At 61.0% G+C, this 22,101-nt stretch carries 16 protein-coding genes; 7 read left to right on the plus strand and 9 right to left on the minus strand.

Features of this window, described 5'->3' with window-relative positions; genetic code table 11:
• From urtC to truA, 4 genes are all read right to left on the minus strand, one after another.
• On the minus strand, nucleotides 1-1,230 hold the full coding sequence (gene urtC, locus DI396_RS08015) for an urea ABC transporter permease subunit UrtC (protein WP_110795667.1): 1,230 nt from the start codon (nucleotides 1,228-1,230) through the stop codon (nucleotides 1-3).
• 112 nt (nucleotides 1,231-1,342) lie between these two features.
• A complete protein-coding gene (gene urtB, locus DI396_RS08020; RefSeq protein WP_110795794.1) occupies nucleotides 1,343-3,298 on the minus strand; it encodes an urea ABC transporter permease subunit UrtB in 1,956 nt (651 codons plus the stop codon).
• A gap of 110 nt (nucleotides 3,299-3,408) precedes the next feature.
• Nucleotides 3,409-4,689, minus strand: coding sequence for an urea ABC transporter substrate-binding protein (gene urtA, locus DI396_RS08025; protein ID WP_110795795.1), 1,281 nt, complete (start codon nucleotides 4,687-4,689; stop codon nucleotides 3,409-3,411).
• Nucleotides 4,690-5,152: 463 nt separating this feature from the next.
• Nucleotides 5,153-5,935 carry a tRNA pseudouridine(38-40) synthase TruA gene (gene truA / locus DI396_RS08030; protein WP_110795668.1) on the minus strand — a complete coding sequence of 261 codons (783 nt, stop codon included), beginning with the start codon at nucleotides 5,933-5,935 and terminating at the stop codon, nucleotides 5,153-5,155.
• A 256-nt stretch (nucleotides 5,936-6,191) separates the two neighbouring features.
• Between truA and DI396_RS08035 the strand changes: the two genes are divergently transcribed.
• From DI396_RS08035 to DI396_RS08060, 6 genes are all read left to right on the plus strand, one after another.
• A complete protein-coding gene (locus tag DI396_RS08035) occupies nucleotides 6,192-7,607 on the plus strand; it encodes a YcjX family GTP-binding protein (protein WP_110795669.1) in 1,416 nt (471 codons plus the stop codon).
• On the plus strand, nucleotides 7,604-8,161 hold the full coding sequence (locus tag DI396_RS08040; RefSeq protein WP_235851785.1) for a GNAT family N-acetyltransferase: 558 nt from the start codon (nucleotides 7,604-7,606) through the stop codon (nucleotides 8,159-8,161). The genes DI396_RS08035 and DI396_RS08040 overlap by 4 nt, the downstream gene beginning before the upstream one ends.
• Before the next feature lie 28 nt (nucleotides 8,162-8,189).
• Nucleotides 8,190-9,248 (plus strand): YcjF family protein, encoded by a 1,059-nt coding sequence (locus tag DI396_RS08045; RefSeq protein ID WP_407936303.1) that lies wholly within the window; start codon nucleotides 8,190-8,192, stop codon nucleotides 9,246-9,248.
• Between the two features lie 90 nt (nucleotides 9,249-9,338).
• Nucleotides 9,339-12,443: a DUF2339 domain-containing protein gene (locus tag DI396_RS08050; RefSeq protein WP_162617186.1), complete on the plus strand. Its 3,105-nt coding sequence runs from the start codon at nucleotides 9,339-9,341 to the stop codon at nucleotides 12,441-12,443.
• A 192-nt stretch (nucleotides 12,444-12,635) separates the two neighbouring features.
• The gene (ileS, locus tag DI396_RS08055) at nucleotides 12,636-15,599 is read left to right on the plus strand and encodes an isoleucine--tRNA ligase (protein WP_110795672.1); all 2,964 of its coding nucleotides are present in this window, start codon (nucleotides 12,636-12,638) and stop codon (nucleotides 15,597-15,599) included.
• Between the two features lie 212 nt (nucleotides 15,600-15,811).
• Nucleotides 15,812-16,276, plus strand: a complete 465-nt coding sequence (locus DI396_RS08060; RefSeq protein WP_110795797.1) for a methylated-DNA--[protein]-cysteine S-methyltransferase — start codon at nucleotides 15,812-15,814, stop codon at nucleotides 16,274-16,276.
• A 63-nt stretch (nucleotides 16,277-16,339) separates the two neighbouring features.
• On the opposite strand, the gene DI396_RS08065 is transcribed toward DI396_RS08060, so the two are convergent.
• From DI396_RS08065 to DI396_RS08080, 4 genes are read right to left on the minus strand one after another with little or no spacing between them, the layout of a single operon-like run.
• Entirely contained in the window at nucleotides 16,340-17,038 is a 699-nt protein-coding gene (locus tag DI396_RS08065) for a CDP-alcohol phosphatidyltransferase family protein (protein ID WP_110795673.1), read from the minus strand.
• 36 nt (nucleotides 17,039-17,074) lie between these two features.
• Nucleotides 17,075-17,998, minus strand: a complete 924-nt coding sequence (locus DI396_RS08070; RefSeq protein WP_110795674.1) for a tyrosine recombinase XerC — start codon at nucleotides 17,996-17,998, stop codon at nucleotides 17,075-17,077.
• Complete coding sequence (locus DI396_RS08075; RefSeq protein WP_110795675.1) at nucleotides 17,995-18,702, minus strand: DUF484 family protein; 708 nt, start codon at nucleotides 18,700-18,702, stop codon at nucleotides 17,995-17,997. Before DI396_RS08075 ends, DI396_RS08070 begins: the two co-directional genes overlap by 4 nt.
• Before the next feature lie 47 nt (nucleotides 18,703-18,749).
• Nucleotides 18,750-19,391 carry a transaldolase family protein gene (locus DI396_RS08080; RefSeq protein ID WP_110795676.1) on the minus strand — a complete coding sequence of 214 codons (642 nt, stop codon included), beginning with the start codon at nucleotides 19,389-19,391 and terminating at the stop codon, nucleotides 18,750-18,752.
• A gap of 110 nt (nucleotides 19,392-19,501) precedes the next feature.
• Between DI396_RS08080 and DI396_RS08085 the strand changes: the two genes are divergently transcribed.
• Nucleotides 19,502-21,697 carry a primosomal protein N' gene (locus DI396_RS08085; RefSeq protein ID WP_407936300.1) on the plus strand — a complete coding sequence of 732 codons (2,196 nt, stop codon included), beginning with the start codon at nucleotides 19,502-19,504 and terminating at the stop codon, nucleotides 21,695-21,697.
• Nucleotides 21,698-21,742: 45 nt separating this feature from the next.
• On the opposite strand, the gene DI396_RS08090 is transcribed toward DI396_RS08085, so the two are convergent.
• A complete protein-coding gene (locus DI396_RS08090) occupies nucleotides 21,743-22,048 on the minus strand; it encodes a DUF6958 family protein (protein WP_110795677.1) in 306 nt (101 codons plus the stop codon).
• Nucleotides 22,049-22,101: the final 53 nt, after the last annotated feature.

A 22,101-nucleotide genomic window follows, 5' to 3' on the forward strand; every position in this document is an offset into this window, starting at 1 on the left:
TTATTCTGTCGCCTCCTTTTCTTGCAGGCTGCCCTTGTCGGGGCCGAGAGCGGCGCCGTGACGGCGGGGGCTTCTGAAACCCGCAAGCCGGTCAAAGAGGCCGCTGATGCCTTGGGGGGCCAAAAGCGTGACGGTGACGAAGGACAAGCCCAGCAAAACCAACCACCAATCGGTCCAGAGGATTTTGTAAAAGCCAAGGTTGATGTCGGGGGCGCCGCCGCCGGTGAACCATGTGGAGATAAGGCTGACGAAGGCCGCGCCGATGACGGCGCCGTAGAGCCGCCCGCGCCCGCCAATGGCGACCCAAACCGCGAGGTAGATCGAGGCGATTGGGGCCACCTCGGCGGGGTTGATGATACCGGCTTGCGGGTAGTAGAGCGCGCCGGCAATGGCGGCGATGATTGCGGTGAGGGTGAAGACGAAAAGCTTATACCCCTCAACGGAATAGCCAAGGAAGCGCACGCGGGCCTCATCATCGCGGATGCCGCGAATAACCGACCCGAATTTGCCCGACACCACCCATGCGGCCAAGAGATAGCCAAGCCCGAGCGCGAGGGCAGAGCCCCATAAGAACCACATCGATACCGTGTCTTGCGAGGCGGTGACTCCGGGCAGGTTTTGCAAACCCGACAGGCCGTTGTTGCCGCGAAGGCCACTATCATTCTGGAACAGGTAGAGCGCGAGGGCCAGCGTCATGGCTTGGGTCAGGATCGACAGGTAGACGCCGGTGACGCGGCTGCGAAAGGCGAGCCAGCCAAAGACCAAGGCCAACGCGCCGGGGACGAGGACAACCAGCACAAGTTGCAAGAAGAGGCTATCGGCAAAGGCCCAGATCGCCGGAAATTCCGAGGACCCGACGACGCCGAAAATCTGCGTGCCGATGGCGTCGGTGACCTCTTGCGCGGTGGGGGGGATCGGCGCGTTGGCCAGCGACGAGATGACGATGGCTTCGGTGCGCGCATACATCAACCACATGCCGATCATATAGCCGCCAAGGCCGAAAAAGGCGAAGTGGCCAAGGCTCAAGATCCCGCAGTACCCCCAGACAAGATCCATCGCGATGGCGATGAGGCACAGGCACAGGGTTTTACCCAAGGTTTTGACAAAACTGGTGGAAATCAGCCCCGCGCCGAAGGCTTCGCTCATGAATGTCACCGCGATGGTGAAGAGCGCCAGCAGGGCGAGGAAGATCAGCACCGAGGGGTTGCGCGTGATGAAAGAGGATTTCATGGGCGGATCTCCTGAGCGGCGTGGTCGGCCGCGAGGGCGGGGATTGCGGCGGGGGCAAGGAGCCTCCGGCGGGGATATTTAGGGAAAGCAGAAAGGGGCGGCTTTTTCATGATCAATCTCCTGCCGCCCGGCCTTTGAGGGCGATGATGCCACGGGGCCGGAATTGGATGAAAATGATGATGAAGATGATCATATAGGTTTGCGCCGCCAAGGTGTTGGACGGGTTGAACCATTCGATGCCCTTTTGCAGGAAACCGATCATCGTGGCCCCCAAAAGCGTGCCCCAGATATTGCCAACGCCGCCGACCACCACGGTCATGAAGCTTTGCACGATATAGTCGGCGCCCATTTCCGAGGTGACTTTGGCGTAGAGCCCAATGGCGACGCCTGCGATGCCGGCAATGCCGGAGCCAAGGCCGAAGGTCAGCATATTCACGCGGCCGGGGTTGATGCCCATTGATCCGGCCATGCGCGGGTTTTGTGTCACGGCGCGGGTTTCCAATCCGAGGCGGGTTTTCTTCATGATGAAGAGGAAGACCGCGAGGAAGATCAGCGCCAGCACAAAGATCGCAATGCGGATGTATGACACGCCGACCACGTCGTTGAGCACCCATGCGCCATCAAGCCATGCCGGTGAGGTCAGCGGGCGGGCCTGTGTGCCAAAGATGTTTTTCGCGAGCTGTTGCAGGGCGATGGAAATGCCGAAGGTGGCGAGCAGGGTTTCCAGCGGCCGGTTGTAAAGCCAGCGGATCACCAAACGCTCCATCGCGACACCGGCGGCGAAGGTGACCATGAAGGCCAGCGGGATCGCGAGCAGGATCGAGACGGTGTAATTGGGCACGAATTGTTGCACCACATATCCGGTATAGGCGCCCATCATGATGAATTCACCATGCGCCATATTGATGACGCCCATGACGCCAAATGTAATCGCAAGGCCGATGGCGGCGAGAAAATAGATCGAGGCAAGCGAGAGCGCATCCAGCCCCAGATCAAGCGCCTGCATGGTGCCGACATTGAGGGCGATGGATTTCAATGCCTTGTTGGCGGCCTCTGTGACGGCGGGCGAGGGATCGGCATAGGCGTCAAAGAAGATATGATCGCTCAGTGCGGTTTCGACATCTTCGCTCAGCGCGGTGGGGGGAACGGTGCCGGCGGCGGCGAGGGCGGCGTAGGCTTGCTCGCGCTTGGCCGGATCATCGAGTTGCGCGACGGGAATGCCGCCGACCTTGCCCTCGGTGATATGGGCGGCCAAGGCATTGCGAATGTCGTCATTGCTGATCCGTGCGGGCGCGAGATCTTTGGCGACCAAAAGGGCGTAGGCTTCGTCGCGCGGGAAGTCCTCCGCGCCGGGTGTAAGGATGCGGGCGACGTTGATATCGCCGGCGATATCGCCGGCCGTGACATCGCGGCGGGTTTGCACCAGCGGGTTGAGTGTGGCGCGTACATCGCGGTCCAGATCGCCCGAGACGCTTTCGATGGCGGCAATGCGCGCGGTCTCATCCTTGGCGTAACCGATGGTCAACAGGGTGGCGAGACGGACCTTGCGGGCACGGATGTCGGGGTCCGGTTCGCTGTCGATTGAGGCGCGCAGCGGCGCAAGATGGGCGGCTTCGGGGTCACGTTGGATCGAGGTCAGCGCATCAAGGCGCCGCGCGGGGTCGGGATCGGAGAGTTGGAACTGCACAAGTGCCGACCCGATCAGGGCGCGAATGCCGCTGTTGGGTTTTTGTTGGTCGAGGGTGGATTTGTCGGCCTCGCCCATGGTTCGGCCGCTGTCAAAATCGGTCAGGCGATAGGTTTTCTTGTCGATCTTCTCGGCTTTGAAGAACAGGCCGTCGGCCTCGCGTTGCCACATGTCCTTGTCCTGCCATGCTTGCAACACGGCTTGTGCTTGCGGCAATCCGCTTGCGGCGAGGGCATCGATGGCGGGTTGGATCGTCTTGCGCGAACTTTTCTCGATCAAGGCGCGATGCGTTTGCAGCAGGTCTTGAACGGGGGTTTCTTGGGCAGACAGGGGAAGGGCGGTGAGCAGGGTAAGGGCTGCCGCGAGAAGGTGCCGGATCATCATGGGCCTGTGCGGATTGGCGAGGGCGGCACATGCGCGCCGGTCGCGGGGGCTTTTGGGAGGGGAAGCGGGAGGCGGGGCGACCGCCCCCCGCGAAGGTCAGGCGTCGATTAGTAGTTCGACTTCAGCTGCACACAGCTTTCGGTTTCGGTGTTGTACATGCCGCAACCCAGGTCTTTCCAATCGGATTTGAGAACCGCGGAGGCCGGCAGGAAATCGGTCCATGCATCGCCGGGGACTTCTTTGGTCTGGCTGATGATGTCAAATTGACCGTCTTCCTGGATTTCGCCGATCAGAACCGGTTTGGCCAAGTGGTGGTTCGGCAACATTACGGCGGTGCCGCCGGTCAGGTTGGGCACTTCGACGCCGATCATGGCTTTTTCAACCGCGTCCACATCGGTGGTGCCTGCGGCTTCAACGGCCTTCACCCACATGTTGAAGCCGATCACTGTGGCTTCCATCGGGTCATTGGTCACGCGCTCTTCGCCCATGCGCTCTTTCCATTTGGCGACGAATTCTTCGTTCACATCGCTTTCGGCGCTCTCAAAATAGTTCCACGCGGCGAGGTGACCGACGAGGTTGGTGGTGTCGAGGCCCGAAAGCTCTTCTTCGCCCACCGAGAAGGCCACGACGGGGATGTCATCGGCAGAGATGCCAGCAGCGGCGAGTTCTTTGTAAAAGCCGATGTTCGCATCGCCATTGATGGTCGAGATCACGCCGACTTTTTTGCCGTCCGCACCCAATGCCACAACGTCAGCGACGATTTTCGACCAATCGGAATGACCAAAAGGCGTGTAGTTTACGAAAATATCCTCTTCCGCGATGCCTTTGTCTTTGAGGTAGGCCTCAAGGATGTTGTTCGTGGTGCGTGGATAAACGTAATCGGTGCCGAGCAGCGCGAATTTCTCTACGCCAAGCTCTTCGAGGAAATAGTCCGTGGCAGGAATCGCCTGCTGGTTGGGGGCCGCGCCGGTGTAGAACACGTTTTTAGAGCTTTCCTCGCCCTCATATTGCACAGGGTAGAACAGCAATCCGTTCAATTCTTCGATCACCGGCAGAACCGATTTACGCGAAACGGATGTCCAGCAGCCGAACATCACATCGACGTTTTGCACGGTCAAAAGCTCGCGGGCTTTTTCCGCAAACAATGGCCAATCCGAAGCGGGGTCAACAACAACCGCTTCCAATTGCTTGCCCATCACGCCGCCTTTGGCGTTTTGCTCGTCGATCAACATCAACACGGTGTCTTTAAGCGTGGTTTCCGAGATCGCCATCGTGCCGGACAGCGAATGCAATACGCCAACCTTGATGGTGTCGTCTGCGGCCCATGCCGGTAGCGCGCTCAGGCCAAGTGCAGTCGCACCGGCAAGTGTGGATTTCAAAAGGTTCATGAATGTCTCCCAAGGCGGGGTCATGACGGCGGTTCCCTTGAAACAGGGTGTGTCCCGCCTTACGTCATCCCCCGCAACAGTTGTTGTTGCACTCTATGGCGGCCGGTTTGAGGTCCAAGTCATCCGGTCGCCGTTTCTCCGGCCTGTGTCCCCGTCGTTTAGAAAGCGTCGTTGCAGGCTCGCGCCGCTCGGTCGTTTCGGTCACGTCAGCTCCGTAGATCAGGCGGGAGTAGAAAGCGCCGTGCGCGGTGCGAAGGTCTATCTGATCTGCGTGAAATACTGGAAAGGTCAGAGGGGTTGCGCATTTTTTACGCATCAACTCTGGTTCTGCTTGAATATTGAGCGTTTGCGAGTCGGGATTTCACCTGAAACGTTACAAATTCTTCACATGTGGTGAACATAAGACCCGCCAAGCGCCCGCCGCTGTCACCGCCGCGAGGTGGTCGAGTCGTGCGCGATTGCGTTAGCGTGGGTCGCCGCCTGCGAAAGGATCATCCGCATATCCGACCCCGGCCAGATACAAACCCTGCGGCGGGCACACCGGACCGCAGGCGGCCCGATCCCGCGCCTCCAATGCGGTTTTGACGTTCTCGGGCGGCATCGCACCTGCGCCGACGCGCTCTAACGTGCCGACAAAACTGCGCACTTGGTTATGTAGGAAGCTGCGGGCCCGCAGATAGAAGCGGTATTCGCGCCCGCCATTGGTTGGCATTTCTTCGATACGCAGCGCATCAAGTGTTTTGATCGGGCTGTCGGCCTGACATTGGCTGGCGCGGAACGTGGTGAAATCATGCCGCCCAATCAAATGCGCCGCGCCGGCCTGCATCAACCCTAGGTCCAGCTCATGACCAACCTGCCACACCAATCCCGCATCATGGGTCGCGGGGGCGCGCCGCGACAAAAGCCGGAACACATAGCGCCGCTCATGTGCCGAAAACCTTGCGTGCCAATCATCGGCCACGGGGCGTAGATCCAAAATCGCCACGGGCTGGGGCTTGAGATGAAAATTCAGCGCGCCCATCAATCGCTCCGGCACCCAATCACGTTCCATATCGCAATGGGCGACCTGCGCCAAAGCATGCACGCCGGAATCCGTCCGGCCCGCCGCCGCAATGGTATGGGCGCGCGGCTCCAACTTGGCGAGGGCGTTCTCGATGGCGCCTTGCACTGTGGGCAATCCATCCTGACGCTGCCATCCGGCAAAGGGCGCGCCGTTATATTCGATTTTCATGGCGTATCTGGGCATGCGCTGCTCATATCTGCCGCGCCACTGCCAATCAATCCCTGACGGCCCCTCGCCTGGTGCAGGTCCTGCATATAGGTGTAGGTCCTGCATATATATGACGCGCCGGGTTTTCTGCTTTCCAAAAATATCCCCGCCGGAGGCTCCACCCGCGCCGCACCCGTTCCCCTTGGCGCATCGCGCCCCCTAGCAACCCGCCGCTCTACCCCTTATCTTTGGCGCAAGCGCCGTTGCGCGCGGCGGATATAGGGATAGGCAATTGGTCATTGGCAGGCTGGCAGAGGGGCTGACGCGCGGCGTCGAGACGGTGACAGACGGGATTTCCGAAACCCTGTTCGAACCGGTGATCCGCCTTGGCGTGACCGGTCTGGCGCGTTCGGGTAAAACCGTGTTCATCACGTCATTGGTTGCCAATCTACTCGACCGCGCCCGTATGCCCGCGCTTGTTGCGCAGGCTGAGGGGCGGATCTCGGCGGCGTATCTGCAACCTCAACCCGACGACACGCTGCCGCGGTTTGATTATGAAACCCACCTTGCCGCGCTGACATCGCCCACGCCGACATGGCCGGACAGCACCCGCGCGATTTCCGAATTGCGGCTGACCTTGCGGGTTAAACCTTCCGGCTTGCTTGGTGGCCTACAAGGTCCGCGCCGCATTCATATTGATATCGTCGACTACCCCGGCGAATGGCTGCTTGATCTGGCGCTTTTGGACAAAAGCTTCGAAACCTGGTCGGATCAGGTGCTGACCCGCATTGCCCCGCGCGTTGAGGCGGCAGAATACCTCGCGCTTGCCGCTGAAACCGATGGGGCGGCGAAACTCGACGAGCCAAAGGCGCAGGCATTGGCGGCGGCTTTTACCGGCTATCTCAATGCGGCGCGCGATGCCGGATATTATGACTGCACACCGGGGCGGTTCTTGCTGCCCGGTGATCTTGCGGGCTCTCCGGTGCTGACCTTTGCGCCACTGACGCGGCCAGACAGCTATAAGCGCAGCGCGCTGTGGCGCGAGATGGAGCGGCGCTATGAGGCCTATAAATCCCGCGTCGTCACGCCGTTTTTCCGCGATCATTTCTCGCGCATCGACCGGCAGGTGGTTCTTGTTGATGCCTTGGGTGCGATTCACAAAGGTCCGCGCGCCGTCGAGGATATGCGCCTTGCCATGGGCGATATCCTGTCGGCCTTCCGCCCGGGCCGCAATGATTTTCTGACGCGGCTTTTGCGTGGCAAGCGGGTCGAACGTATCCTGTTCGCCGCGACCAAGGCGGACCACCTGCATCATCGTCAACACCCGCGACTGACCGCCATTATGGAGGCTTTGGTGCGCGAGGCGCGCACACGCGCGTCTTTTGCCGGGGCGACATCCGAAGCGCTGGCGATTGCGGCTCTGCGCGCCACCACTGAAGAGACGGTGATGCATGACGGGCAGGAACTCGATTGTGTGCGCGGCACCCTGTTGGACAGCGGCAAGCGCGCGGCTTTTTATCCCGGTGAACTGCCCGAAGATCCCGCAAGGCTTTTGTCGGCGGCGCATCAAGGGGCTGAAAGCTGGCTGGACGCCGATTATGAATTTATGCGGTTTGCGCCTGCACCGCTGACGTTGCGCGCGGGCGAGGGGCCACCGCATATCCGTCTGGACCGCGCGGCACAGTTTTTGATCGGTGATAAAATATGATCGGGGCGCGGCGGATCGATACGGCGGAGGCGGCGGACGCAGGGCAGCCGGCCGCTGCGCGGATTACCGATGTGATGGCGATCGCGCGGATTCTTTGGGCGTTCCAGAAAGAGGCGGATTGGCTTCCCCGTGTGCGCCGCCCGTGGACCGAACTGCGGGTGCTGGCTTGGGCGGTGCTTCATGATCGCGTGCGCGTCGTGCGCCGCGTCGATGCGGTGTCCGCCGATGCCAAAGTCGAAGCTTTTATCATGCGGCGCGGCGATACGGTGCATGCGCTTTATACTGCGGCCTCGGCGCGGCGGGCCGGTTTTGGCCGAATGCTCGTAAATGAGGCCAAAACAGAGGTGGAGAACCTGCGGCTTTGGGTTGCGCAGGACAATGCCGAAGCACGGCGGTTCTATGCGGCGATGGGGTTTCGCGAAGTGGCGCGCAGTGACGGGCGCGGCAATGACGAGGGTCTACCGGATATTTTGCTGATCTGGTCGCGCGCGCCCAGCGGGATTGCGCGGATGGAGAGCCAGGAGCGGTCTATAGAAAGGGCCGGATATGAGTGATGAGAAATCCGGGGCCAAACGCGGCCCCATGGTGTTTGAAGACGACAATGCTGCGCCGCCCGTCCATCGGCCGGACGCCCGAGTGCAGGGGCCGGTTCTGATTGAATTGGAAGATGCGCCGGAGGGGGCAGACCGGGTCGGACCGGACCGTGCACCGCCGGTGCCGGATGGGGGCGGTGATGTCGGACCAAAGGGCCGTGCCATGCAGATGGCGGCGACACTGGCCGCGCGCAAGCCGTCGAAATTGGGGCGCTGGTTTTGGGCGCTGACGGCGGCGTTGTTGTCGACCCTCCTATCCTTGGCGGCGTGGTCCTATGTCACGGGGTTGATCGCCAGCGTGCCGCTGTTGGGTTATCTGGTGGCGGCGCTTTTGACGGCGTTTTTGGCGGTGCTGGGGGCGATTGCCCTGCGGGAATTGGCGGCCTTCGGGCGCCTCGGGCGGATCGATGATTTGCGCCGCGCTGGTGATGCGGCGCTGGTCAGTCAGGATACCAAAGCCGCCAGCGTGGTGGCGGAAAAAATCATCGCACTCTATGCCCGCCGTCCCGATACCGAATGGGGCCGCGCACGATTTGCCGAACGGCGCGGCGATGTGTTTGATGCCTCTGCGATCCTGGGGTTGGCCGAACACGAAGTGCTTGTGCCGCTTGACGCGCAGGCGGTGCGCGAGGTCGAGGCCGCCGCGCGCCAAGTCGCAACGGTGACGGCATTGGTGCCGCTGGCTTTGGCCGATGTTGTGGCGGCGCTGACGGTGAATATCCGCATGATCCGCCGAATTGCCGAAGTCTATGGTGGGCGTTCGGGCACCTTTGGCAGTTGGCGTTTAATGCGTGCCGTGATGACCCATCTGGTTGCCACAGGGGCGGTCGCGGTTGGCGATGATATGTTAGAGCCGATCATTGGCGGCGGGATTTTGGGCAAACTGTCGCGCCGCTTTGGCGAGGGTGTGGTCAATGGCGCTTTGACGGCCCGCGTTGGCGCGGCAGCGATGGAGGTGTGTCGGCCGCTGCCCTTCACCGTGACCAAAAGACCAAGCGCCGCCAGCATCGTACGCCGCGCTCTTGCCGGATTGTTCTCCAAAGATTAACCTCCCGTAACTTTTAGGCCTTTTCGCGGGAGTGGTGTATTGGAAAGTGTGCTTGTTCTGGTGGCTTGTGCGGTTATTGCGATCCCGGTTATGAGTATTTGGGCCTTGGTGCGGGCCAGCACTTTGCGCGCAGAAATGGCGCGGTTGGAACATGAGCGGGTGACCGACCGGGAACTGGTTTCGAATTTACAAAAGCGGATGGCGAAGCTTGAAGCTGCGGTGCGGACGACGGCGGATGCAAGCGCGGCAGACCTGCCCGAGGGGCCAAAGGCCGCACCACCCGTCGCGCCGCCGAAACCCACCGTTCAGCCGCCGATTGTGGACCCTGCGCCCGATGTAATTCCCACGGTCGATGCGCCGGTTGCGGATGCTGGGGATGGGCCGCGCGGGCCGGAGACGATTGCGGCGCGGATCGAGGGGGCGGACACCGCGCAGGATCATAAAACGGTTTGGCCAACGGCCACAGGAGGTCGCAGCGCCGCAGCAGAGCGCCGCGCGCAAAAGACCGATCCCGCAGAACCATCCGGTCCGTCCTATGTCGATAAGGCCATGGAATGGCTCAAGGAAAATTGGTTTTTGGCGGCTGCGGCGGCGTCTTTGGCTTTATCCGGTTTGTTCCTCATTCAATATAGCGCACAGCATGGGCTTTTGTCGCCGGCCGCACGTATTTGGGCGGCGCTGGGGCTTGGGCTTGCGTTGATCGGTGGGGGAGAGATTATCCGCCGCCGCATGGGGGCAGGCGATGAGGACGCCACCGGAGGCGCCAGCGATTATTTGCCTTCGACCTTTGCGGGGGCAGGGCTCTTCACCCTGTTCGGGGCCTTTGTGGCGGCGCGGCATATGTATCATTTGATCGGCGCGGAGCAGGCTTTTGCTGGCTTGATCGCAACCGCGCTTTTGGCGGTTCTGCTGGGGTGGTTCTACGGGCCGTTGCTGGCCTGTGTTGGTATTCTGGCCGCTGCGATTGTGCCGTTTATCGTGGGGGGTGATACGGGGCCGGAACCTGTGTTGTTCGCCTATTACGCGGTTTTGGCGATCGCGGCCTTGGGCGTGGATGCCCTGCGGCGTTGGGTGTGGGTGTCCGGTTTGGGCGTCGGGGGCAGCATTCTGGCCAGTTTCGCATTGTGGTTTGCATGGTCTCAGACAAACGGTTCCCCCGTGGATACGCCGTTGCATTTATGGCTTTTGGGGACGCTTGCGGTCATCACATTGGCCGCTGCCGTGGCCCCGAAGCACAGCTTTACGCCCGTATATGAGGGCGCCGTGTTGCACGACCCCGATGCGCGCGTGTTCATCGGCAGCGCCCTTGCGTTGGGGTTTGCCACGGTTTGGGTCGCGGCGGTTTCGTCGCAGACGACGGTGTTCTGGACGGCGCTGGCGGTACAAGCCGCGATGGCGCTGGGCGTGGTGATCTGGCTCAAGCGGTCGGCGCCGCTGGCGTGGATGTTGGGGGTGCCGATGGCGGCCTTCACGATGGTGGTTTTGGCTTGGTCAGACCGCTATGCGTTGGTGCAAGGCCTGTCCGGTCCGGCGGGCGACAACATGGCGCAGATAGATGCCGGGCGCGCGGTGCCGCAATGGATCGGGCAATTGTCGGGCGTTTTGCCGGCGCTGCTGCTTGGTGTTGCCGTGTTCTATTCGGCGGCGGCGTTCGTAATGATGCGGCGCAGCGGCACGCAGGGGGGCGGTTTTGCGATCCCCAAGATGCCAGGCTCCGAACCAGAATTGGCCATCGCCGCAAGGCTTAACCGCCGCGTGGCTCAGATGTTTGCCGCGATGAACGGGGCATTGATTTGGGCGTTGGTGGCCGCATGTTTCGCGCCAGTGGTTGCAGGGGTGCTCGAATTGATCTGGGCACCTGCAGATGTGATGGGGCGCGGCCCCTGGGCGGCGGCGGTGATGGGGGTTGCTGCGGCAATGGTCATTTTGACCGAGCGCAGCCTACATGGCGCGCCAGAGGGGGAGGCGGCGCATGATCCATCGGGCGCAATCGCTTCGCCGGCGCATCAACGCGCCGCGCTTTTCGCAATTGCGGCGCTGACGATGATCAGCCTGTCGTTGACGATTGTGCTCTCCGATATGGCGCTGTCGGTGTCTTTGGCGGTGATGGTGGTTTTGGCCGCGCTGGCGGACCGGAAAATGAACCTGCCGGCTTTGGCGGTGTTCGCGCAGGCGGGGACCATCATCATCGGTGCGCGGTTGACCTCCGAAGCCTTGGGTTTGGGTATTTTTATCACCTCGCCTCAGGTCGGATTGGGGGAACTGTTGCTCTGGTCCGGCGTGACGATGGCGTTGCTCTTTGCCGCGTGGAAAATGTTGCAGGCGCGCGCCCGCAGCGCCGCGCGCATCACCATCGAAAGCGCATTGTTCGTATTGGGCGCGGTGCTCGCGTCGGAAACCGTCGCGCGCATTTGGGGCGATATTTTGCCCGATCACGCGCAGGCGGGGTTGAACGCGGCGCTCTTCTTTGTCCTGCTCGGCGCGCAACTGTGGCGCATGCAAATCGGCGGAGAGATTATCCAATGGGTGCGGCGGGGTTTGGCCGCGTTGTTTGCGCTTGGTGGTGGTTTTGCGCTGTTTGCCGCCTCTGTCGTGCTGAACCCGCTGTGGTTGCCGCAAGAACGGGTCTTGGGACCGTTCTTGCTCGATACTGCTGCGATTGGTTTGGCCTTGCCCGCCGTGATTTTGGCCTTCTTGGCGCGCCTTTTGCCGCGCGCGTTGAAGGAGGCACCGCAAGATGCCAAGCTTGCGCTTTATGGGGTCGCGGGGTGGTGCGGGGCGGCCTATGGGTGGATCGAATTGCGCCGGTTGTGGCACGGGCGCGATGTCGCCTTGGGCTTTGGTGTTATGCAAAGCGAAATGTATGTCTATACGGTGCTGATGCTGATCGCGGCGGCGGCTCTGTTTTACATCGCATTCGCGCGGCGCTCTGTGCTGCTGCGTAAGGCGGCGACGGGATTGGTCGCGGTGACGATCGCCAAGGTGTTCTTCTTGGATGTGGGAGGATTGGACGGGCTGTGGCGGGTGGCCTCTTTCCTCGGTCTGGGGCTTGCTTTGGGGGGCTTGGCGTGGCTGACTCGATTGATGAGCGCACAGTGGGAGCGCGGCGCGCCGGCAGATGCAATCGCCGGTGACGACGGGGGCGGCGATCACAGTGATGGCCCGCAGGATCCGCCGGAGCGGCCCGAGACGTAATCCGCGCTTTACGCCTCATGCGCGCGGGCCTATAACGCGCGCATGATATGGCTCATTTCGACATGCAACCGCGCGGCGGGCATTATTCGAATTACTGGCCCGGCGCTCTGATACGAGCCGCCGGGACAAGGCGCATGAGCGATCCGCGCCGACCGCCAACCCGAAATTCCGATTATTCGAAGGACGCTCCACATGTGCGCCGAAACGACCGACCAAACACCTGATTACAAATCCACGTTGAACCTGCCGCAGACGGATTTTCCGATGCGCGCCGGTTTGCCCAAACGCGAGCCGGAGTGGCTCGAAAAATGGGCCCGCATCGGCATCTATGACCGCCTGCGCGAAACCGCAGGGGACCGTAAACCGTTCATCTTGCACGATGGCCCACCCTATGCGAACGGCAATTTGCACATCGGCCATGCGCTTAACAAAATCCTCAAGGATTTCATCACCCGCTCGCAGCAAATGCTGGGCCGTGATGCGCGCTATGTTCCCGGTTGGGATTGCCACGGTTTGCCGATCGAATGGAAAATCGAAGAGCAATACCGCGCCAAGGGCAAGAACAAAGACGACGTGGACGTGGTGGATTTCCGCCGCGAATGCCGCGCCTTTGCTGACAGCTGGATCGACGTACAGCGCAATGAATTTAAACGCCTTGGCGTGAGTGGCAATTGGGCCGATCCCTATTTGACGATGGATTACCATGCCGAAGCGGTGATCGCGGGCGAATTCCAGAAATTCTTGATGAACGGCACGCTTTACCAAGGCTCCAAACCCGTGATGTGGTCGCCGGTCGAGAAAACCGCATTGGCCGAGGCCGAGATCGAATATCACGACCATAAATCGCATACGATCTGGGTGCCGTTCCGCGCGGTGCGCGGGCCGAAATCCTTGGCCCACGCCAAAGTTGTGATCTGGACCACGACCCCTTGGACGATCCCGTCGAACAAGGCCGTGGCCTATAATCCCAAAATTGCCTATGGCCTTTATGAGATCACGGCGCGGCCCGAAGAATGTTGGTGCAATATCGGGGATCGCTATGTTTTGGCCGATACTTTGGCCGAAGAGGTGTTGACCAAAGCGCGGTTGGAGCCGTCGATGTATCGCCGCATCGCGGATGTCAGCGCCGCAGAACTGGCCGAGGTCACGCTGGCGCACCCGTTCAACGGGCTTGAGGGCGCAGACGGGTTTTGGGATTATGACGTGCCGATGATCGACGGTGATCACGTCACCGATGATGCGGGCACGGGGTTTGTGCACACCGCGCCCAGCCACGGCGCGGATGACTACGAGTGCTTTGTCAAACGCAACTGGATCGACCGGATGACCCATAACGTCGGCGAGGAAAGCGAATTCCTGCCGCATGTGCCGTTCTTTGGCGGGGCGATCCATCCGATGGGCGGAGAAGGCAAACCTTTGCAAGTCTTTGACCGTAAAGGCAAAGAGGGCAAAGCCAACAGTGCCGTCATCACCAAATTGGTCGAGGCCGGCGGCATCATCGCGCGCGGGCAGGTGAAGCACTCCTATCCGCATTCGTGGCGCTCCAAAGCGCCGGTGATTTTCCGCAACACGCCGCAATGGTTTGCCTCCATCGACCGCGAGGTCGGCGACGGGCAGGACACCTATGGCAAAACGATCCGCACCCGTGCGTTGACCTCGATCGACGAGTTGGTGCAATGGACGCCGAAAACCGGCCGCAACCGCTTGCATTCGATGATCGAAGCGCGCCCCGATTGGGTGCTTTCGCGTCAACGGGCGTGGGGCGTGCCGCTGACCTGCTTTATCAAAAAAGGGGCTCTGCCAACCGATCCGGAGTTTTTGCTGCGCGATGCGGCCGTGAATGCGCGCATCATCGAAGCCTTTGAGGCCGATGGCGCGGATGCGTGGTATCTGGACGGCGCGAAAGAAAAGTTCATCGGCGATGCGGCCAATCCGGACGATTACGAGCAGGTTTTCGACGTGCTCGACGTGTGGTTCGACAGCGGATCTACCCATGCCTTCGTCATCCGCGACCGCGCCGATGGCAGCCCTGACGGCATTGCGGACCTGTATTTGGAAGGCACCGACCAACACCGCGGTTGGTTCCATTCGTCGATGTTGCAAGCTTGCGGAACCACTGGCCGCGCGCCTTATCGCGGCGTGCTGACCCACGGGTTTACCTTGGATGAGAAGGGCATGAAGATGTCCAAATCCATCGGCAACACCATCGTGCCAGAGACCATCGTCAAACAATATGGCGCCGATATTCTGCGCCTTTGGGTGGCGCAAACCGATTACACCGCCGACCAACGGATCGGGCCGGAAATCCTCAAAGGTGTCGCTGACAGCTATCGCCGGTTGCGCAATACCTTGCGGTTCATGCTGGGGGCTTTGTCGGCCTATACGCCCGCCGATGAGGTGGATATCGCCAACATGCCGGAGTTGGAGCAATTGATCCTGCACCGTTTGGCGGAATTGGATGTCGTGGTGCGCAAGGGCTATGATGCCTATGATTTCCAAGGCGTTTTCCAGGCGCTCTTCCATTTTTGCACCATTGATCTATCGGCCTTCTACTTTGATGTGCGCAAGGACGTGCTTTATTGTGATGGCGACACGCCCGAGCGCCGTGCCGCGCGCACGGTGATGATGCGGCTCTACGAGCGGCTGACCACATGGCTTGCGCCGATCCTGACTTTCACGATGGAAGAGGTCTGGCTTGAGCGTAATCCGGGCGAGGACAGCTCGGTGCATTTGCAAGACATGCCCGAGACGCCCGCCGCATGGCTCAACCCTGCGCTGGCCGAGCGTTCGGCCTCGGTGCGGATGGTGCGCCGCGTGGTGACCGGTGCGCTCGAAGAGCATCGCCGCGATAAGACCATCGGCTCGTCGCTGGAGGCCGCGCCGGTCGTGCATCTGAGTGCGGATTTGGCGCAGATCATCACAAACCCCGACACATTTGCCGATCTGTGCATCACCTCTGCGGTGACGTTGACAACAGATCCCGCGCCGGAGGGGGCCTTTGCTTTGCCTGACGCCGAAGGCGTGGCGGTGGTGTTTGCCAAGGCCGAGGGTGAGAAATGCCAACGCTGCTGGAAAATCCTGCCCGATGTTGGCATGCATACCCATGATGCCACATGTGGGCGTTGTGATGCGGCCCTGACTGAATTGGGTGTGTAACACTCTCTTAAGGTTTTGAATAAGGAAGGCGGGGTAAGCGATTGCTCCGCCTTTCTGATTCCGATTTATCCACAGGGCACAGGGCACAGGGCACAGGGCACAGGGCACAGGGCACAGGGCACAGGGCACAGGGCACAGGGCACAGGGCACAGGGCACAGGGCGCTGGCATGCATGGCTTGCATCGGCGGGGCCGGCATTGCACCTTGGGCGGATGCAAAGACATAGTTTTCATTGCCCGCTTGGTGTCATGACGCTTGAGGCGACCGATGCGGCTATCACGCGGCTCTATTGGGAGGCGGGCGTGGTAGATGCTGCGCCTGCGCCGACAGCGTTACTGGCACAGGCCAAAGCGCAGATCGCCGCCTATTTCTCGCAGGATTTGAACGTGTTCGATCTTCCGCTTGTGGTGGAGGGAAGTGCATTCCAACGCGCGGTCTGCGCCCAGATGAGCGCCATCCCCTTCGGCGAAACCCGAACCTATGGCGATCTGGCCGAGGCGCTCGGCGTTCCGGCACAGGCCATCGGGCAGGCTTGCGGCGGCAATCCGATCTCCTTGATCATTCCCTGCCACCGCGTTTTGGGCGCGAACGGGCTTGGCGGGTTTTCCGGATCGGGCGGGGTAGAGAGCAAAGTGCAGCTTTTACGCCACGAGGGCGCAGCGGGATTACTGATTTAGAAAATTGTTTTGATTTGGTGGTTTTGGGGTCAAAATCTGTGGATATATTGCCGACAGAGTTCCTCAATTTTCATTTTTGACCGGGATGACTTGCTGCGCAATTCCCGCAAACAGCAGGTAAATGCTGGTCACAATCAATCCCCAATGCGCCCAGCTTTGCGGGTCAAAGGCAACCCATGCGGCCCATCCGGCAAAGAACGTCCAACCCAATGCCATCGGCAGCGAGACGCTGCGCCAGCGTTCTGTGCGCACCGGATGGATGAATTTTAGCGGCAAGAACATTGCCACCGAAAGCACCGCCACCAATGTAAGCGTGACCCAATAATTCGGGTCCGTCGCAAACAGAACCAACACCAGCATGTTCCAGCATCCCGGAAATCCTGAAAATGAATTATCTTTCGTTTTCATGCGTGTATCGGCGAAATACATGGCGCTGGCAAAGGTGATGATGATGATCGCAAACCACCCGGTCCATCCCGGCAAGAGGCCGGATTCGAACAATGCAAAGGCCGGGATGAAAACATAAGTCAGGTAGTCGATGATCAGGTCCAGCAGCACGCCATCAAAGGTCGCCGCATGGGTTTTGACGTCATATTTGCGCGCCAATGGCCCGTCGATTCCATCCACCGCAAAGGCGACGACCAGCCACAAGAACATCATCGGCCAATCTTCGTTCACCGCTTCGAGCAGCGCCAACATGGCGAAAACCGCCCCCGTCGCCGTGAGAAGGTGCACCGATAAGGCTTTCATTTCTTTGGTCATTTCTGGTCCTTTGAAAGTGGCCTTGCGCGGCAATTTTTATCGCGCCCGCGGGTGGCTTGCCTCGTAAACCTCCATCAGGCGGGCAGTGTCAACCGCTGTGTAGGCCTGTGTCGTGGACAGCGAGGCATGGCCGAGAAGCTCTTGAATTGCCCGCAGATCGCCGCCAGCGTTGAGCAAATGGGTCGCAAAGCTGTGGCGCAATGCATGGGGCGTCGCCGTGGCCGGTAGACCCAATTGCGCGCGGGTGTCGGCCATGACCTGTTGGATGATCCGTGGGCTTAACTTGCCGCCGCGCACGCCGCGAAACAGCGGCAGCCCCGCATCAAGAGGATGCGGGCAAAGACGCCGGTAGGCTTCGACTGCGACGCGGGCGGCGGGCAAAACCGGCACGATGCGCTCTTTGCCGCCCTTGCCCAAAATGCGCAACACATCAGGCAGCGGTGCATCGCGCCCCATCAGCCCGAGCGCCTCGGAGATCCGTAACCCGCACCCGTAAAGCAAGGTTATCACTGCGGTGTCTCGGGCTGAAACCCACGGCTCGCGCGATTGAAATTCGGCGGTTTCCAAGACTTTGCGCGCTGCGTCTTCGGCCAGAGGGCGGGGCAGTTTGCGTTGAAATTTTGGGCTGCGGGTCGACAAAACGGCGGTGGCGTCAAAGCCCTCGCGTTCGGAGCGCCAGCGGAAAAAACTTTTGACCGCCGATAGTTTACGCGCCAAGGACCGCGCGCTGATCTCGCCTGAGCGCGCTTCGGCCATCCATGCGCGCATGTCGGAGATGCCCACCTCTTTGAGCGGGGAAAGCCCTTGGGATTCTCCTTTGTGTTGGTTCAGGAAGCCAAGAAATTCTGCGACATCCCGGCGGTAGGCCTCAATGGTATTGTCTGCCGCACCCTTCAAGGCGCGCTCGGCGTCCAGCCAGTCCATAAGCGCGGCATTGGCCCCTGCGGACGGCAAGGTCATGACAGCCAGCGGCGCATCGCACGTTCAAAAACTCCGCCAAAAAATCCAAGTAAATCCGTGCCTTGTTGCGGCGTGAAGTGATGTGGATCTTCGGATCCCATGACCAACAGACCGGGCAGGCGCCCGTCGCCAAAATCAAGCAACAGGCAGGCTTCGGACCGCATATAGCCCGCAGCGCCGCCGTAAATCGCTTCGGTCCCCTCGCTCAGTTGGCGCAGGGTGACTTGCCGTGCCGGGTTGCCGCGCGCCTCGCCAAGGTAGTTGGCGATATAGCCCGGTTCGGCCACGGACAGCACATCGCCAAGACGCTGCACGGCGGGATCATCTTCGTTTTGTAGGGATTCGAGCACCAATTTGACGCAGTCGACGCGCAAAATCTCGGCCACTTCCCCGCCAAGGTCGCGCAGGAATTCTTCGAACTGCACCGGGTCAAGCATGCGCAGGATTGCGCGATGCACCTGATTGGTACCGGCGAGGTTTTCATAGGCGGCGGCAATGACGCTGCGATGCGTGTCTTCAAGGCGGTCGAGCCGCGCTTCGAGCCGTTCCATCGCTATGCCGCGCAGATCCACGATATTGCCGCCCATCGCGCGTTCATTCGCGGCAATCAACGCATGCATAACGTCTTGGTTTTCTAGGATAAGGCTTGGCTCCGCGATGATTTTCTCGCGCAGCTTTTCTTCTATTTCGGGGGTGCTGCTCATGCTCTGTCTCGATGTATTTTGTGTTTTTTAGGGGGTTTATAACACGCTCAGGAGGAATTTAGAGGTGTTTTTTCGGCCTCGGCGAAAAATGCCGCAAGACCCGCTTCGGTGTGAGGGTGATGTGCCAAGGCGTGGAACACATCGGGCGGGGCCGCTGCGCAATGGGCTCCGTTTTGGGCGGCTTGGCTGATGTGCTCGGCGCTATGGGCGACGGCAATGATTTGCGTGTCATAGTCATGCAGCGCGTATAGCGCGGCAATATCGTCAATTGATGGGGTGGGGACATCGCCGCCTGTCGGGGTCGCAAGCGAGACGAATGCGGCACCGGATTTGGCCGCCAAAAGCGCCTGACCGGCGGTGAAACACAGGGTTGCATTCACCATTATGCCATCGTTGGAGAGGCTGCGACAGGCGCGCAGGCCCGCAGGGGTAATCGGCAGGGTGATGGCGATAGTATCGGCAAGGGCGGATAAAGCGCGCGCCTCCCGGATCATCGCGGGGGCATCGGGGTGGGTGATGTCGGTGAACACAGGTCCGTCGATGTCCGAGGCTATCATGCGCAAAATCTTGTGGCGGTCTTTGGGAGATTGGCACATCTGCGCGGTCTGGGTGATGATCCCGTCCACCGCGCCCAGATCACGCAATGGGGGGATATCGTTGATCTCGGCAGTCAGGGCGAAGAACTTCATCGCGGGCTCCTGTGGTGGGGAAATATGGCGATTGGGGCTTGGGATTTTGCCCGTCACACTTTACGTCATAGCAATGGGTGCGAAAACCCCAAAGCCGTGCGGAGCCGCCGTTGATTGATCCAGATTTCTTTCCCGAAGGGGCGCTCGTTGGTGTGTTGACGGCGCAGCCATTGGACCGGCTTTTGGATTACAAAGCCCCCGTGGGTGGGTGCCAATTGGGCGCGTTCGTCGAGGTGCCGCTTGGCCCGCGCAAGGTGTTGGGTGTGGTATGGGGCAAGGGGCGCGGTGATTTCGATATCAAACGTGTGCGCTCGGTGATCCGTGTGTTGGACGTGGCGCCGATGCGCGGCGAAATGCGCGATTTTCTGCGCCGCGCCGCTGATTACACGTTAACGCCGATGTCGGCGATGCTGCGCCTTGCGACCCGCGCACCGGGGCTTGGTGATGCGCCGTCGATGCGCAAAGTCTACCGGATGGGGCACGGCAATGTGAGCCGCGAGACAGAGGCGCGCGGGCGCGTCATGGCGGCGCTGCGCGATTACGGCGGGCTGTCGTTTACGTTGGGGGAATTGTCGGACATGGCCGGCGTGACCACATCGGTGGTCAAAGGATTGGTCAAACAAGGCGCCGTGGTCGAAGAAGACAGTCCGCGCGATTTGCCCTTTGCGCGGCTTGATCCCGCATATGGCGGTAAGGCCTTAACCGCAGATCAAGCGGCGGGGGCGCGGGCTTTGGCCTCCGGCGTGCGGGCGCAGAAATATGCCACGACATTGCTGCGCGGGGTGACCGGATCGGGGAAAACCGAAGTCTATCTGGAGGCGGTGGCAGAGGCGCTTAAGATCGGGCGGCAAGGCCTTGTTATGTTGCCCGAAATTGCGTTGACGGCAGAATTTCTAACCCGCGTCGAGGCCCGTTTTGGCACGCGCCCTGCCGAATGGCACAGTGGCGTGACCATGACCGAACGGCGGCGCGTATGGAAAATGGTCGGCGAGGGCGAGGCGCAATTGGTCGTGGGCGCGCGTTCCGCGTTGTTTTTGCCCTATCGCGATCTGGGCTTGATCATCGTCGATGAGGAACATGACACCTCTTACAAGCAAGAAGACGGGGTCTTGTATAATGCCCGCGATATGGCGGTTTTGCGGGCCTCGATTTGCGGCGCACAGGTGGTTTTGGCCTCTGCCACGCCAAGCCTTGAGACATGGGCCAATGCCGAGGCGGGCAAATATAACCGCATTGATTTGGCGTCGCGCTACGGGCCTGCGGTGATGCCCGCGATGCGCGCGATTGACATGCGCGACGAGAGCCTGCCGTCGAACCGGTGGATTTCCCCGACCTTGCAGCGCGCGGTCGAGGCGCGGCGCGCACGGGGCGAACAATCATTGCTATTCATCAACCGCCGTGGCTATGCGCCGGTCACGATTTGCCGCGCCTGCGGGTATCAGATCGGATGCGATCATTGTGATGCGCGCATGGTCGAGCACCGGTTTCTCAAGCGGCTCGTGTGCCATCAATGCGGCGAGACGAAACCAATGCCCGACGTGTGCCCCTCTTGCGAGGTCGAGGGCAAATTGGCCGCCGTTGGGCCGGGGGTGGAACGGTTGTCCGAAGAGGCGGCGCAGGTGTTTCCCGAGGCGCGGATTGCGACATTGAGTTCCGACATGTTCGGGTCGGCCCGTGCCCTCAAGGCCGAAATCGAGGGGATTGCGGCGGGGGCTGCGGATATCATCATCGGCACGCAACTTGTGGCCAAGGGGCATAATTTTCCGTTGCTGACATTGGTCGGCGTGATCGATGCGGATCTGGGCTTGCAAGGATCGGACTTGCGCGCCGCCGAGCGCACGTTTCAATTGATGCGGCAGGTGGCAGGGCGGGCCGGGCGCGCCGAGAAACGCGGCGAGACGATGCTTCAGACATTCCAACCCGAACATCCGGTCATTCGCGCTATTCTGGCGGGCGACGAGGAAGGGTTCTGGAGCGCCGAAGCCGATGGCCGCCGCCACGCGGGGGTGCCGCCGTATGGGCGTTTGGCGGGGATCATCCTGTCATCGCCGGATGCGCAGGAAGCCTTTGATTTCGGGATGGAATTGGCGCGGCGCGACGGGCCGTTGCGGCAGGTCGGCGCGCAGGTGTTCGGCCCCGCGCCCGCCCCCATCGCCCGTGTGCGCGGGCGGCACCGTGTGCGGCTTTTGGTCAAAGCTCCCAAAGGCGTGGCGTTGCAGGGGGCTGTGGCGGCATGGATCGCGCAGATGTCGCCGTCCAACCGCTTGCGGCTTGCTGTCGATATCGATCCGCAGACATTTTATTGAGGCCTTTTAGTGAGGTTTGGTCAACGGCGCGCATCGGGGCGGGGCCTAGCGCGCCACACGGCTGAAGGCCAGCGGGGTGGTGTCGTGGCGCTGCATCACGCCTTTGGCTTCCAGGTCGAGCTGCACGCATTTTTGCCACCACTGGGCGGTTTTGCCTTCGGGGAAAAATAACGCGTCCAGATGCGGCAAGAGCGCCTCTTTCAACTCCGCCGCCGTCACCGGCGCGCTGCCTTCGGGCAGGGCGGCAAAAATCGCGGCGCGCATGACGTAATATTTGTCTTTATCGACGTTGTGGGTTTTGCCCGGGTGGTTGATGTTCTCGACTTCGATGGTCTCTGGGTCTTTGGCCATGATGCGCTCTCCTGTTTGGATCGGGTGTAGGGCGCAGGGGCGGGTGGCGCAAG

The organism is Litorivita pollutaquae (genome assembly GCF_003205515.1).
In the GTDB taxonomy this organism is placed as follows: Bacteria; Pseudomonadota; Alphaproteobacteria; order Rhodobacterales; family Rhodobacteraceae; genus Litorivita; species Litorivita pollutaquae.

Coding starts and splice junctions, on each gene's coding strand:
- urtB (WP_110795794.1), bottom strand. CDS start 3,298: ATGATCCGGCACCTTCTCGCGGCAGCCCTTACCCTGCTCACCGCCCTT.
- DI396_RS08040 (WP_235851785.1), top strand. CDS start 7,604: ATGATCGGGGCGCGGCGGATCGATACGGCGGAGGCGGCGGACGCAGGG.
- urtC (WP_110795667.1), bottom strand. CDS start 1,230: ATGAAATCCTCTTTCATCACGCGCAACCCCTCGGTGCTGATCTTCCTC.
- DI396_RS08045 (WP_407936303.1), top strand. CDS start 8,190: ATGGTGTTTGAAGACGACAATGCTGCGCCGCCCGTCCATCGGCCGGAC.
- DI396_RS08070 (WP_110795674.1), bottom strand. CDS start 17,998: ATGACCTTGCCGTCCGCAGGGGCCAATGCCGCGCTTATGGACTGGCTG.
- urtA (WP_110795795.1), bottom strand. CDS start 4,689: ATGAACCTTTTGAAATCCACACTTGCCGGTGCGACTGCACTTGGCCTG.
- DI396_RS08075 (WP_110795675.1), bottom strand. CDS start 18,702: ATGAGCAGCACCCCCGAAATAGAAGAAAAGCTGCGCGAGAAAATCATC.
- DI396_RS08060 (WP_110795797.1), top strand. CDS start 15,812: ATGCAAAGACATAGTTTTCATTGCCCGCTTGGTGTCATGACGCTTGAG.
- DI396_RS08080 (WP_110795676.1), bottom strand. CDS start 19,391: ATGAAGTTCTTCGCCCTGACTGCCGAGATCAACGATATCCCCCCATTG.
- ileS (WP_110795672.1), top strand. CDS start 12,636: ATGTGCGCCGAAACGACCGACCAAACACCTGATTACAAATCCACGTTG.
- DI396_RS08050 (WP_162617186.1), top strand. CDS start 9,339: ATGAGTATTTGGGCCTTGGTGCGGGCCAGCACTTTGCGCGCAGAAATG.
- DI396_RS08065 (WP_110795673.1), bottom strand. CDS start 17,038: ATGACCAAAGAAATGAAAGCCTTATCGGTGCACCTTCTCACGGCGACG.
- truA (WP_110795668.1), bottom strand. CDS start 5,935: ATGCCCAGATACGCCATGAAAATCGAATATAACGGCGCGCCCTTTGCC.
- DI396_RS08090 (WP_110795677.1), bottom strand. CDS start 22,048: ATGGCCAAAGACCCAGAGACCATCGAAGTCGAGAACATCAACCACCCG.